Origin of the sequence: Parasphingomonas frigoris (assembly GCF_036663815.1) — a bacterium.
GTDB lineage: Bacteria > Pseudomonadota > Alphaproteobacteria > Sphingomonadales > Sphingomonadaceae > Sphingomonas.
In genome coordinates, this window is sequence record NZ_JAXOJQ010000004.1 from 55,403 (window position 1) to 69,015 (window position 13,613).

Sequence of the window (13,613 nt, forward strand, 5' to 3'; positions counted from 1 at the left end):
GCCTGCGCGACCGATCGCCCCTCGTCACCGATCGCCGAGCCGGAACTCGACCGTCAGCGTGATGTCGGTGGCGACGGTGTCGCCTGGGGTGGATCCGGCCAAACCGATCAGCCGAACCATCTGGCCCGCGAAATCGGTCGAGTTCCAGTCCTGCTTCTCGCTGATTTTGCTCAGCGTTGCGGGACCCGTTCCGAGGGACGCGGCATAGGCAGCGGCCTCGGCTCGCGCCTTGGTCAACGCCTGCTGTTTGGCGGCGCGACGCGCGGCGGTGTCGTCGACCAGCATTGCGATCGGCTTGTCCGACGGTTTCGCATCGGCCGCAGTCAACGCCGCAATTACGCGCACCGCGACGGACCGGCTCGGCGCGTCAAACGAAACCGGTGCGCTGGCACTTCGCTCGGCCGTTTTCTCCTTCGTCGTCGCCGCGTCTGGCTTGGCGAGGAGATTGGACAGATCGACGCTGTTGCAGTCGCGTGTGCCGCGCGTCGCCATCATGGCCCCCATCATCCCGGAGAGCGACGGACGTTCCAGCGGCTGCGCCTTGGTCACGCCGAGCCCGCGCATGCTCGCCTCGATCGCGGCGACCTTCCGCGCGAGCAGCGCGTCCGCGTCGGGCTGCGTCGTCGCACAGGCGAGCACATTGCCGGAAACGCGGAAGCGATCCGCCGGTGTCTCGACATGGCCAGACGCGACGATCTCGACCGTCACTGGCGTGACGCCCGCTGCGACGGCTTCGCCCGTAAGCAAGGCGGCGATCAGAAGCGGCGTTACCATCCGCTGGGCTTCCCTTGGTTCTGCTTGTCCAGCCACGCCTTGAGCGGCGCGAAATAGTCGACCATCGCCTGCCCCGACAGCTCACGGCTGCCGGTGAACGCCTGCAGCGCCTCGGGCCACGGCTTCGACTGCCCCATCTCCAGCATCGCGTTGAGCTTCGCGCCGACTTCCTTGTTGCCGTAGAAGGAGCAGCGATGCAGCGGCCCGGTCCAGCCCGATTGCTTGCACGCCGCCTGGTAGAATTGGAACTGGTAGAGCCGCGCGAGGAAGTAGCGCGCGTAGGGCACGCTCGCCGCGACATGGTATTTCGCGCCCGGATCGAAGCGCGTCTCGTCGCGCGCGACCGGCGGGACGACCCCCTGATACTTCAGCCGCAGGTCGTTCCAGCTCTTCTCATACTGGCCCTCCGGCGTCGCGCCCGAGAACACGCCCCAGCGCCATTTGTCGATCAGCAGGCCGAACGGCAGGAAGGCGACCTTGTCCATCGCCTGCTTGAGCAGCAGGCCGATATCCTTGTCGGGGCTCGGCACCTTGGCAGGATCGAGCAGGCCGATCTTGACGAGATAATCGGGCGTGATCGACAACGCGACGAAATCGCCGATCGCCTCGTGGAAGCCGTCATTCGCGCCATTCTCGTAGAGGAAGGGCTGCATGTTGTAGGCGCGCTGATAATAATTGTGGCCCATCTCGTGATGGATCGTGACGAAGTCGTCGCCATTGACCTTGGTGCACATCTTGATGCGCACGTCGTTCTTGCTGTCGACGTCCCACGCCGAGGCGTGGCAGACGACCTCGCGGTCGGCCGGCTTGACGATCTGCGAGCGCGCCCAGAAGGTGTCGGGCAGCGGCTTGAAGCCGAGCGAGGAATAGAAGCCCTCGCCGGCTTTGAACATCTTGATCGGGTCATATCCCTTCGCCTTGAGCAGATCGCCGACGTCATAGCCGACATCGCCCGCGCCCGCCGGGGCGACGACGTCATAGATGTTGCCCCATTCCTGCGCCCACATGTTGCCGAGCAGATCGGCACGGATCGCGCCGGTCTTGGGCTGCACCGCGTCGCCATATTTCGCGTTGAGCTTCCAGCGGACATAGGTGTGGAGCGCCTTGTAGAGCGGCTCGACCTGCTTCCACAGCGTGTCGGTGGTCGCCTCGAACTGCGCCGGCGTCATGTCGTAGCCCGAGCGCCACAGCGCGCCGACATCGGCATAGCCGAGCCCCTTCGCGCCCTGGTTGGCGATAACGACCTCGCGCGCGAAATCCTTGCGCATCGGGGCACCGACGTTGTCGTGCCAGCTGACCCACATCTCCTTCGACTTGGCGGGATCGCGCACATCGCCCATCGCCGCCTCGATGTCGCTGCCGTTGATCGGCTTGCCGTCGAGCGTGCCCTTGCCCTTGCCATAGTCCGAGCCGAGCTTGGTCACGATCGTCGACAGCTCGGAAGCGGCACCCGGCGTGGTCGGCGCGGGCAGCGTCAGGCCGTTGCGGAGCAGGTTGATCTTGCGCTTGGTGTCGAACGAGAGCCCCGGCAGGCTCGCATATTTCGCCGCCTCGAGCGCGAGGCGGACCTGCATCTCGGTCCCCTCCGCGCCGAACTTGGCAGCGATCGCATCGGTGTCATCGGTGATGTAGGTCGCGTTGATCCACGCCGCCTGCTGCGCGGGGGTGGAGAAATCGGCGAGTTCCTTTTCCGCGCGGGCGACGAAGGCGTCGGCGTCGGCGGTGGTCGGTGCAGCCGTTGCGGCAGCGGGCGCCGGCGCGGCCGCGGCGAGCGGCGGCGTGGTCGCCAGCGCCAGAACGAGCGCGAGCGAAGAAATACCTGTGCGGATCATGGAAGGCCCCGTTGTACGTGATGCGGCAATCTGTGCCGCATCACGCGCCCGGTCAAGCCGCGAGAAAGTCCGCGATTGCCGCGCCGAGCTCGGGCTTGAGCACCGCGCTCATATGACTGCCCGGCACAGACTGGAAGGCGGCGTGCGGCATCGCTTCGGCGAGCGCCTCGCCCGAGCCGTTGTCGTCGTCATCGACCCCGGTGACGATCAGGGTCGGCGTCTCGATCGCCGCGATCGCTTCGGCCGGCGTATCGACGAAGGTGTCGAGGATCCGCAGCAGCGCGACGGGATCTCCGCCGGTGGTCTTGAGGAACGCCTCGGTTAGCCACTCGCTGCTCCCGCGCGCGAAGCTGCCGAGATTGGTCAGGACGTTGTGGAAATAGTGCCCTCGGCCCGCGGTATGGAGGATGCCCTCGAGCCCCATCCCCGACAGCACCGCGCGGCGAGGCGTCGCGCCCTTGGCAAGCATCCGCATCGTCGTGCGCCCACCGAGCGAATAGCCGGCGAGATCGTAGTCGGTGAGCCCGAGTTGCTCGATCAGCGCGAAGCCGTCGCGCATCAGCACGTCGGGCGGATAGGAGGCGGCATCACGCGGCTTGGCGCTGTCACCATGCGCGCGCAAATCGGGCATGATCACGCGAAAGCCCGCCGCGGCGATCTTCGCGGCATGGCCGTATTTGATCCAGTTAATCGTCGCGTTCGAGAAATAGCCGTGGATCAGCACGACAGGGCGGCCCTCGCCCATTTCGCGCCATGCCAGGCGGGTGCCGTCGAAGCTTTCGAAGAAGTGCGGTTCAGTCGGGGAGTTTGCCAAGCGCTTTCATCCATCGATCGGCCGTGGAGGGATTATCCGCCACGCGCGTCGTCGGGAGGTCCTTAGTGTCGAGCCATGCCGCGTGCCAAGTCTCGGGCGAGAAATGATGCATCGGGCGGAAACGCGACGGATCGTCGAAACTGCCGACGGTGAGATCCATGTTTTCGCCGGGCTCGAGAAATTCGAAAGTCAGCGGCGTCCCGCACGCACTGCAAAATCCGCGCTGCGCGATCGGCGAGCTCTGGTAGCGATCGGGTTCGCGCTCCCAACTAACGCTGGCGATCTTGACGACTTTCAGAGCGATCGAGATGCCGCCCGTCGCGCGCCGGCACATCTTGCAGTGACACAGGTACGCGTCGTCATCCTCGATTTCGACGCGGTAGCGGATGCGGCCGCATTGGCAGCCGCCGGTCATGGTTTCGGTCATGGTCTCGCTCCCATCATTATGGCGATGAACTCAGCCGGCGGCGCATTCTCGGCGAAGGTCGGGACGTCGTCAGCGATCGTCACCCACGGCTGCTTGCGCTTAACCCAGAGGTGCGTGCGCGGGCTCAGCGTGTCGCTCGCGTCGAGCGTACCCGCGCGCACGACCGCGATCCCGGCGTGCGCGCTGTTGGTGTTGTAGATCCGCGCATGGCACATGTCGCACAGCCGCTGGTGCGATTCCGCTCCACTGGCATTGGTGATGCGATAGTCGACCACCGGCCCCGTAACCGTGATCGCGTCGTCACGAATGAGCGCCTGCTCGCTGAACGCGCTGCCCGACCAGCTCTGGCAATCCAGGCAATGGCAGCAATAGACCGGCGGCATCGCATCGAGCGCGAGCGTGTAGCGCGTCGCGCCGCAGCGGCAGCCGCCGGCGATCATGCGACGTGGGGAAGGATGACGTCCTTCCCACGATCATGCGATGTCGACCGCCGACATCCTACCAAATCGAAAAAGGCCCGCGGCGAGTCGTCACGCCGCCCCGCAGCATCGAAGAAATGCCAGAGATCCAGGTTTGGGATCAACAGATGCGCCGGCGCTGCGCTGCCGCGCTTGGGCAGGCTCGACAAGAAGCGATAGCGGGAATCGAGGAGGAAGAAGTCAAGGTCTCCCCTGCGCTCCACCCGTCGCTGCGCCTCCAAATCTTTCGAACGATCGAGCAGTGCAGTCCCGCGGATATGGCGCCCACCGTCGGTGCCGCCATACCAAGGCAGCCAGTAGCTGGTCCGCCCGGTCCTAGCACCGTGGACCGCCACCACCACGCCTTGCGGCCAGTCGACGTTGATCGGCGCATTTTCGAAATGGACCGTGACGCCCGGATTGCTGCGCAGGACGTAGCGCGCATTCGCGACGGGGCACATCTGCACCGCCGCGACCGCCAGCAACCCGAGTCCGATCATCAGTCCCCCTTGTTGAGATACCGCCGCCCGAGCAACTCCGCGATCTGCACTGCGTTCAACGCCGCGCCCTTGCGGAGATTGTCGCTAACGCACCACAAAGACAAGCCATTCTCGACGGTCGGGTCTTCGCGCACGCGGCTGATGAAGGTCGCGTACTCGCCGACGCATTCGACCGGCGTGACGTATCCACCGTCCTCGCGCTTATCGACCAGCATCACGCCGGGCGCCTCGCGCAGGATCTTCTGCGCCTGTGCGGCCGAGATCTCGTTCTCGAACTCGATGTTGATCGCTTCCGAATGCCCGACGAACACCGGAACGCGCACGCAGGTCGCGGTGATCTTGATCGACTTGTCGAGGATCTTCTTGGTCTCGACCACCATCTTCCACTCTTCCTTGGTCGACCCGTCGTCGAGGAAGCTGTCGATGTGCGGGATCACGTTGAACGCGATCTGCTTGGTGAACTTCTTGGCCTCGGCCGAATCGCCGACGAAGATGTTGCGCGATTGCTCGAACAGCTCGTCCATCCCCGCCTTGCCCGCGCCCGACACCGACTGATAGGTCGCGACGACGACGCGCTTGATCTTGGCGAAATCATGCAGCGGCTTGAGCGCGACGACCATCTGCGCGGTCGAGCAGTTGGGGTTCGCGATGATGTTGCGCTTGGTATAGCCCGCGATCGCATCGGGATTCACCTCCGGCACGATCAGCGGCACGTCGGGGTCCATCCGGTACAGCGACGAATTGTCGATCACCGTGCAGCCGGCAGCGGCGAAACGAGGTGCGTGGATCTTGGTCGCTTCCGAGCCGATCGCGAACAAGGCCATGTCCCAGCCGGTCGGATCGAAATGGTCGATATTCTGGATCTTGAGCTTGCGCCCGGTCTCGCCGAAGTCGACTTCGTCGCCCTGGCTGCGCGACGAGGCGACGACCGCAATATCCGCCAGCGGAAATTCGCGCTCCGCCAGAATATTGAGCATCTCGCGCCCGACATTGCCCGTCGCACCCGCGACAACGATCCGATAACCCATGTTTTCCTCCAATTCGGAACGCGCCCGTAGCGTCATTACGCGGGCACGTCCAATCGCTTTGCTAATCGTGCGTGCGCGCCTGCCAGGTCGCATGGGTTATTCCATGCACCGTCGCGAGGTGATCGGTCAGCGCGTCGAGCTCGCTCACCGCTATATTGGTACTGACGAGCTTCGCGACAATCTCCACGCGGTCCTCGCCGCGGTTGATGATGTCGAGCTCGGCGACCGGGAGTTGCGCAGTTTCGAGATGCTCGGTCAGCAGGTCGCCCATCGGCCCGGCTTCTACCGCCTCGGTGGTGATCGTGACGGTATAGGTCGCCTCTACGCTGCGGCCCTCGAGCGGGATGCGGTTGATCGCGTCGACCAGCGGGCGCAGCATGGTGTTGGCGAGGATGACGAAGCCGGTGAGCAGCACCGCCTCGGCGACCATGTCGCTCCCCGCGATCGCGCCGACCGCCGCCGAGCACCAGAGCGTCGCCGCGGTGTTGAGCCCGCGGACGTTCATCCCCTCCTTCATGATCACGCCGGCGCCGAGGAAGCCGATCCCCGACACGACATAGGCGATGATCCGGATCGACTCGACGTCGCCGCCGAGCCGCTGGCCGAGATCGACGAATGCGGAGGAGCCGAGCGCGACGAGCGCGTTGGTCCGCAGGCCCGCGGTGCGCTGACGATACTGGCGTTCCGCGCCGATCAGCGTGCCGAGCACGAACGCGACGAGATAGCTGACGACCGTGTCGAGGAACGGCAACAGGTGGAAGGTGGTGAGGAAGCGCATGATGGGGCGTCTTTACCGGATTGTCTTTTTACCGCTTCCCCGGCGAAGGCCGGGGCCCAGTAGCGAAGGTTTCGAAGACGAAGCGCTGCGCGCGACCCTCCCTGTTCCGCTGCTGGGCCCCGGCGTTCGCCGGGGAAGCGGGTTGGGTCACCGCGCGGGTTTGTCCTTCACGTTCCGATCGAGAAACGTCAGAATCGTCCCCCACAGATGCTCGCTGATCCCCGGTCCGCCGACGCGGTGCGTGTAGCCTGGGTAGAACATCATCTCGAACGGCGTCGCGGTCGACTGCATCCGTGCGGCGAACGCGGTCGAGTTGGTGAACACGACATTGTCGTCCGCCATGCCGTGGATCAGCAGCAGCGGATCCTTGATCGCGGGCGCCTTGCCCAGCGCGTCCGACGCGACATAGGCCTGCTTGTCGGCGACCGGTGAGCCCATGTAGCGCTCGGTGTAGTGGGTGTCGTACTGCTCCCATTGCGTGACCGGTGCGCCCGAGACGCCGGCCGCATAGACGTCCTGGTTCGCCTCTAGCATCTTGAGCGTCATGTAGCCGCCATACGACCAGCCATAGATCGCGACCTTCGCGGGATCGACGAATGGCTGGCTCTTGATGAACTTCGCCCCCGCCAGCTGGTCGGCGACCTCGACCGTCCCCATCGCGCGATAGATGTGATCTTCGAACGCCTTGCCGCGATTGTACGAGCCGCGATTGTCGATCTGGAAATAGATATAGCCGTGCTGCACGAGGTACTGCGGCAACGCCCCGCCCCAGCCACGCGTGACCTGCTGCCCGGTGCCGGGGCCGCCATAATGCTGGAAGAAGACGGGATATTTCTTCCCCGGCTCGAGCGGCGGGGTGATCATCTCGTAATAGAGCTCGGTGCCGTCATCGGCCTTGATCGTGCCGAACTTGGTCTGCTGGTGGCTCGCGAGATACGGGTAATAGGGATGCCCCGGCTTGATCGCATTCTCGTTGATCCACGACAGCCGCTTGCCATCGGCGTCCGCGAGATAGACCTGCGTCGGCTGGGTCGGGCTCGAGCGCAAGACGATCATCCGCGTGGCCGCGTCGTCCATCGTGCCGTTGTTCCACCAGCCCGCTTCGGTCAGCTGCGTGATCTGGTTCGGATGCGCGATATCGACCGAATAGAGGTGCTGCTCGAGCACGCCGTCCTTGTTGCCGGTGAAGAACAGCCGGCCCTTGGCCTCGTCGACGCCGAGCAGTGCCTGGACGACCCAGTCGCCCTTGGTCAGCGCGGTCCACTTGCCCGCGGCGAAGCGATACAGATGGCCGAAGCCAGTCCGCTCCGAACGCCAGATCAGGCTCCCGTCCTTCATCGGACGATAGGCGTCGGACAGGTTCAACCAGCTGCGCGTGCCCGATTTCTCGGTGAATAGTACCTTGGCCTTGCCGGTCGCAGGATCGACCTTGAGCATGTCGAGCGTCTTCTGGTCGCGGCTCTCGCGCTGGACCAGCAAAGCGCTGCCGTCGGGCGTCCAGTCGACGCGCGCGAGATAGATGTCGGGATTGCTGCCCAGGTCGACCTTGACCTTCCCCGACCCGTCCGCCTTCATCACGTACAAAGCGACCGCGACGTTGGGCGTGCCAGCGGCCGGATAGCGCTGGTCATACACCTTGGTCCCGTTCGCGCCGATCGCGGCGCGCGTGACGATCCCGACGGGGGCCTCATCGAAGCGCTCGACCGCGATGTGGCTGTCCTGCGGCGACCACCAATAGCCCGTGCGCCGGTCCATTTCTTCCTGTGCGACGAACTCGGCCTCGCCCCAATGCACCGTCCCGCCGCCATCGCTGCTGACCGCGCGCGCGTCGCCGCCGCCGAGCGGCTGGACGAACAGATTCTGCCCGCGCACGAAGCTGACGAAACCGCCCTTGGGGCTAATCACCGGGTTGAGCGCGCCATCGCCCGGCGCGTTGGTCAGCCGCCGCGTGGTGCCGTCGAGTCCGGCGAGATACAGGTCGCCGTCGATCGGCACGAGGATCGTCTTGCCGTCAGGCGCCCAGTCATAGGTGACGATGCCTTTCGAGCCGGCGATGCGCGCGCGCTCGCGCTGCATCTTTTCAGCCTCGGAGAGTTCGGCGCCCGAGCCGACCTTCTTCGAATCGACCAGCATCCGCTCCTGCCCGGTGCGCGTGTCGCGCGCCCACAGGTCGAAGCGCTCCTTCTCCTCGGCGCGCGGGCGCAGCGAGGTGAGCAGCGTCCCGTCGGGCGAGAGCTTGACGCCGCGCGGCTGGACGCCCGAGAGATCGGGGCTGCCGAACACCGCTTTCAGCGTCAGCGGGGTGGTCACGGGATCAGCAGCCATGGCCGGCACCGCCGCACAGGCGAGCATCACGCCCGCAAAAGCCCAACTCGCCCGCATCCCGCATCTCCAGTCCCTGTCGCGCCCCAGACGGGCGGTGGAGCGCGCTTATCGCGGGGTGCGTGCGCGAGGTAAAGGGACCTTAAGCGAGCGCGGGCGCGCCTTCGACACGCGGCGCGCGCGGACGCTTGCGCCATGGCAACACGCGCCGCTCGACCAGCGAGCGCCACGCCCATTCGACCGGGGCGATGTTGAACTGGCGCACCCACAGATTGGCCCCGACCAGCAGCACCGCATCGATGACGAGCGCGGTGACCATCAGCGGCCCCCACGTCATCTTGCCGTAAAGACCGAGCATGAAGGGCGGGTACAGCACCCACAGGCAGATCAGCGTCTGCGCGATATAGATCGTCAGCGCCGTCCGCCCCGCCGCGACGAACGGCCGCAGCAGCCGCGCGCCGAAGGCTGTGGCAACGAGCAGGTTGACCAGCGCGACATGCCCGAGCGTCATCGCCTGCCGGGCAATCTCGTACGTCGCCCAGAAACTGTACGGCCCCGTGCCGAACAGCATCTGCTCGTGCGCGCCGACCATGCGCAGCGGGATCGCGATGCCATAGGCGACCAGCGCCATCCACAGGTAGAATTGTCGCGATCGCCGCCCCTGCAGCACGCCGAGCTTGTAGAGCGCGGCACCGATCAGCATCACACTCGCCGCTTCCCAGACGAACAGCAGTTCGAGGAATTGCGACTGGATGTCGAAGAAGATGCGCCATTGCGCGCCGGCCCAGGTCGCGAAGCTCCCGACGCGGTCGCGGTCCTCGGCTGCCACGTCCTTGCGCAGCTTGGCGCGCGATTCCGCCCGCTTCTTGTCGCGCTCGGCCTTGCTCTTGAGGAGCTCGCGTTCGTCCGCCGTTGGCTTGGCGCCGGCGGCGACGCGCGCTTCGATCGCGGTGACCTGCGCGCGGGTCTGCAGCGTCTGATAATAGCCGAAATAGCCCCCACCGACGAGCTGGAACAGCGCCAGCGAGATGCCGACCATGATCAGCCAGCGCGGCTGCAGGCGCCGGAACAGGAAGGCGACCAGCGCGGCGATGCCATAGGTATGCAGGATGTCGCCGGGCCACAGCAGGATGAAGACGTGCACCAGCCCGAAAGCGAACAGGATGAGGTTGCGCCCATAATAGCGCCGCAGGACGACCCATTCGTCTGCCTGCGCCGCCACGCGGTCAGTCAGGATCACCATCCCGGCGCCGAACAGCAATTCGAGCAGGCAGCGCGCGGTGCCGTTGGCGAGCACCTCGCGCAGCCACCAGGCGAGCTGATCGCTCGCCGACCAGCCGAGATGGCGGATATCGTCGAACGACGCGTTGAGCGACTGGCCCATGTCGTTGATGTTCATGAACAGGATGCCGAGGATCGCGATCCCGCGCAGGATGTCGAGCACCGCGATGCGCGGCGCTCCATCGGGTTCGGCGGCAGTGGTCATCGCGACGTCGGACATGTTTCCCCCCATGACCAAAAATCGCCACGACGCATAGCAAATCGAGGTGTTCTGTGCAACTCATACACAGGACAGGATGGGGAAGCGACGGATGCGGTATCGGGCACTCTCGACCAAGGCGTTAGCGACGGGCACGGTCGCGATCGGGATGATTTTGCTTTACGCAGGCTCGAGTGCGGCCGCAGGCCAGATCCACGAACGGATCTACCCTGCCCCAAAGACCCCGATCACCACCGCACTCCTCACCCCTGGAGCGCAGCGCGTGACGGTGCGGACCAGCGACGGTCTCGCGATCACCGGCGCAGAGATCGCCCCGGTGCCCGGGCGCCCTACCCTGCTCGTCTTCCACGGCAATGCCTCGAGCGCGCTCACCACGCTCGCCTGGTTCGCGCCGCTCGTCGCGCAGGGCTATGGCGTGGTCGCCGCGGAATATCGCGGCTATTCGGCCAATCCCGGTCGCGCCGACGAGCCCGGCCTCGGCCGCGATGCCGACGCCTTCTATGCCGAAGCGCGGCGGCTGGCGGGTTCCGGGCGGGTGCTGGTCGTCGGGCACAGCCTGGGCGGCGGCGTCGCGTTCGGGCTGGCGACGCGCCACACGCTCGACGCGCTGGTGACGATCGGCACCTTCACCGGTCTACGCGCGATGGCGCCCAAGATCGCGCGCGCCTTTATCAGCGATCGCTACGACAATCTCGCGGCGGTGGCGACGCTCGACGAGCCCTTCTTCCTGATCCACGGCCTCGCCGACGAGACCGTTCCCGCGGCGATGGGCGAGCAAATCCACAAGGCCGCGCACGCTGCGCGCCGCTCGGGGTTCAGCGCGGTGATCCGCGGCGCGGGGCATCAGCCCGACGCCGCGACGATCGCGCCGATCCTCGAGCGGATCGTCGCACGGCTCGACCCGCTGTCGCCGCCGCCCACGCCGCTTCCCGATACGGTGCGGGTGATTCCGTTCGACTAGGCACGGTGCAGGCCCATCGCGTGATCGCCCGTAACGCTCTACGCAGGCGCAATGACCGCTGCCCCTCACCACCCCGCCGCTGCCACCGTCCGCGAGCGGACGCTGACCCGTGACGATCTCGAAACGCTCCCGGCGCCGGCGCTGCTGGTCGATTGCGATCTCGATGACGTCGATCTGTCGGGCCTCGACCTCTCGCACTGGCAATTCGAGCGTTGCAGCCTGCGCCGGGTCGATCTGACCGGAGCGCGGCTCGAGGCGACGGCGTGGACGTCGTGCCGCGCCGCCTTTGCGCGCTTCGTGCGCGCCGATCTGAGCGACGCGCGCTTCGCGGCGTGCGATCTCAACAATGCCGCGTTGCGCGGCGCGACGCTTACCAGCGCCAGCTTCGCGCGCTGCAAGCTGACCGGCGCGGACCTGAGCGAGGCCAAGGCGTTCGACCTGCGGCTCGACGAGGTGCTGCTGATCAACGCCAAGCTTCCCGGCTTCTCGTTCCGCAAGCAGACGCTGCGCAAGATCGATCTCGGGCAGGCCGACCTGCGCAAAAGCGACTTTCGCGCGACCGTGTTCGAGGACTGCAGCCTGCGCGATGCCGGGGTGGCGGGATGTCGGTTCGAGGGAGCCGACCTGCGCGGCGCCGATCTCGGCGGGATCGCTTTGGTCGATGCGCGGCAGTTCCGCGGCGCGACCATCTCGCGCGAGCAGGCCGGGCAGTTGCTCGGAGAACTGGGCTTGCGCGTGCTATAGGCAGGCGTGATCGGAGGCCGCAGGCGCTTCACCGCCGGCACGGCGCGCGCCGGATCAGATCGGTTGCGCCACGACCCTGACCTCCTCCTCGGACTGCAGAGTCGCGCTGGCGTGCCATTGCCTGCCGTCCCCGGCCGTCAGCACGAAGCGATAGGCGCCTCCGACCGGCGCGGTGAACGCGATCGCGCCGTTGGGATCGGTGACATAGCCAATATCGGTGAGCCCTGACGGCGACGACAGGACGGCGATCACCGCGCCGCTCAAGGGGCTTCCCGCAGCATCGGCGAAGAACAGCTTCATAAAGTGATCCCACTGCGGAAACGCCGTAGCGCCGAACGGACCGGCGCCACGGCGCTCCTCTCAGGCGCCTAGATTCTTCCAGTTCACCAGATTGGCGAACATGTCCGAAACGATGCGCGTCGCCGAATTGCCCGACGCGGCGCCATTGGTATGGACACCCACGGCATACCGCTGGCCATTCTGCAGCACCCACACCGGCGATCCGCTCTGACCGCCCATCGTATCGATGTCATAGGTGATTACGCGCGACGAGGTCGCCTTCGCCTTCTGCGCGTGGAACCACTGCTGCGCACCGCCCTTGTCGCCGGGATAGCCGCTCAGGTTGAGCATCGCGTTCTTCAGGAACGCGTCATCGCGAACGGCGAAGCCGAAGGTGCCGGTCTGTACGCCAGGCCGATTGGCCGGAGGGAGGATGATCGCACCATAATCGAAGTCGCGATTCTTGCCCTGCGTCCAGCCTGTGACGCTGCGCAGCGCCGTGCCAACGTGGCTGCCATAGGGGCGGCTCGCGTCGTTCATACCGGGGATCACCTCGATCGAGCGTGCCCAGCCGCCGGCATCGTGCAGGAAGACGCAATGCCCGGCGGTGATGACGGTCCGCGGGCTGATCATCCAGCCGGTCCCGATGAATTGCTGGCCATTGGCTGCCTGGATCCGCAGCGCGCAGATCGCACGCCAGGGATAGACGGTGGTGTTCTGCACGCGGATCCGGTCGTCCGGGAAGATAATGACCTCTTCCCGAAACTGATCGAGAAGCTCCGGATAACTGCCAAGGAGCGCATCCGGCAGCACGAGATCCGCCGCTTCGCCGAGGCCCGCACCCGGACTGCCGAGCTCCCAGCTGGTCTCAGCGACCAGCGGGGTTGAGGCCGTGTTCGCCGCCTCGGTCGCCGGGTTCTTCACGTTGCGGTCGACGGAGCCGACGACCTCATATTGCGTCTTGCCAGAGGCCGGGTCGGCTTTGCCCGCGGGAACGGGATCGGGCATTGGCGCGTCGATCACGTCGATCCCGGGCTCGGATCCTTCGGTTTCCTTAATATCCTGGAACATCACGCCTTTCAAGTCCTTGCTCACTGCTCTGTCCTTTTCAACAAGAGGGCACGGATCATGCGCAGTGATCGCGGCAAATGCAGCGCACGATAGCAACACTACTGACTGAGTTCACGTCCAACCG

General features: G+C 65.9%; 14 protein-coding genes. 2 read left to right on the forward strand and 12 right to left on the reverse strand.

The window, feature by feature from the left end; genetic code table 11:
* Positions 1-24 precede the first annotated feature (24 nt).
* From U1872_RS14835 to U1872_RS14880, 10 genes are all read right to left on the reverse strand, one after another.
* Complete coding sequence (locus U1872_RS14835) at positions 25-774, reverse strand: SIMPL domain-containing protein (protein WP_332793692.1); 750 nt, start codon at positions 772-774, stop codon at positions 25-27.
* Positions 768-2,606, reverse strand: coding sequence for a M2 family metallopeptidase (locus U1872_RS14840; RefSeq protein ID WP_332793693.1), 1,839 nt, complete (start codon positions 2,604-2,606; stop codon positions 768-770). Before U1872_RS14840 ends, U1872_RS14835 begins: the two co-directional genes overlap by 7 nt.
* A gap of 52 nt (positions 2,607-2,658) precedes the next feature.
* Entirely contained in the window at positions 2,659-3,420 is a 762-nt protein-coding gene (locus U1872_RS14845; RefSeq protein ID WP_332793694.1) for an alpha/beta fold hydrolase, read from the reverse strand.
* Positions 3,401-3,847: a GFA family protein gene (locus tag U1872_RS14850; RefSeq protein ID WP_332793695.1), complete on the reverse strand. Its 447-nt coding sequence runs from the start codon at positions 3,845-3,847 to the stop codon at positions 3,401-3,403. Before U1872_RS14850 ends, U1872_RS14845 begins: the two co-directional genes overlap by 20 nt.
* Positions 3,844-4,287, reverse strand: coding sequence for a GFA family protein (locus tag U1872_RS14855; protein WP_332793696.1), 444 nt, complete (start codon positions 4,285-4,287; stop codon positions 3,844-3,846). The genes U1872_RS14850 and U1872_RS14855 overlap by 4 nt, the downstream gene beginning before the upstream one ends.
* On the reverse strand, positions 4,284-4,805 hold the full coding sequence (locus tag U1872_RS14860; protein WP_332793697.1) for a hypothetical protein: 522 nt from the start codon (positions 4,803-4,805) through the stop codon (positions 4,284-4,286). The genes U1872_RS14855 and U1872_RS14860 overlap by 4 nt, the downstream gene beginning before the upstream one ends.
* Complete coding sequence (locus U1872_RS14865) at positions 4,805-5,833, reverse strand: aspartate-semialdehyde dehydrogenase (RefSeq protein ID WP_332793698.1); 1,029 nt, start codon at positions 5,831-5,833, stop codon at positions 4,805-4,807. Before U1872_RS14865 ends, U1872_RS14860 begins: the two co-directional genes overlap by 1 nt.
* 61 nt (positions 5,834-5,894) lie before the next feature.
* Positions 5,895-6,611 (reverse strand): MgtC/SapB family protein, encoded by a 717-nt coding sequence (locus U1872_RS14870; RefSeq protein WP_332793699.1) that lies wholly within the window; start codon positions 6,609-6,611, stop codon positions 5,895-5,897.
* Positions 6,612-6,758: 147 nt separating this feature from the next.
* Complete coding sequence (locus tag U1872_RS14875) at positions 6,759-8,993, reverse strand: S9 family peptidase (RefSeq protein WP_332793700.1); 2,235 nt, start codon at positions 8,991-8,993, stop codon at positions 6,759-6,761.
* A gap of 82 nt (positions 8,994-9,075) precedes the next feature.
* The gene (locus tag U1872_RS14880; RefSeq protein ID WP_332793701.1) at positions 9,076-10,434 is read right to left on the reverse strand and encodes a DUF418 domain-containing protein; all 1,359 of its coding nucleotides are present in this window, start codon (positions 10,432-10,434) and stop codon (positions 9,076-9,078) included.
* Between the two features lie 91 nt (positions 10,435-10,525).
* Here U1872_RS14880 and U1872_RS14885 point away from each other — a divergent pair, with 91 nt between their 5' ends.
* The gene (locus U1872_RS14885; protein WP_332793702.1) at positions 10,526-11,395 is read left to right on the forward strand and encodes an alpha/beta hydrolase; all 870 of its coding nucleotides are present in this window, start codon (positions 10,526-10,528) and stop codon (positions 11,393-11,395) included.
* Positions 11,396-11,446: 51 nt separating this feature from the next.
* Entirely contained in the window at positions 11,447-12,139 is a 693-nt protein-coding gene (locus tag U1872_RS14890; RefSeq protein WP_332793703.1) for a pentapeptide repeat-containing protein, read from the forward strand.
* Between the two features lie 54 nt (positions 12,140-12,193).
* Here the strand turns inward: U1872_RS14890 and U1872_RS14895 are convergent, their stop codons facing one another.
* Positions 12,194-12,439, reverse strand: coding sequence for a hypothetical protein (locus tag U1872_RS14895; RefSeq protein ID WP_332793704.1), 246 nt, complete (start codon positions 12,437-12,439; stop codon positions 12,194-12,196).
* A 60-nt stretch (positions 12,440-12,499) separates the two neighbouring features.
* Complete coding sequence (locus U1872_RS14900) at positions 12,500-13,513, reverse strand: trypsin-like serine peptidase (protein WP_332793705.1); 1,014 nt, start codon at positions 13,511-13,513, stop codon at positions 12,500-12,502.
* Positions 13,514-13,613: the final 100 nt, after the last annotated feature.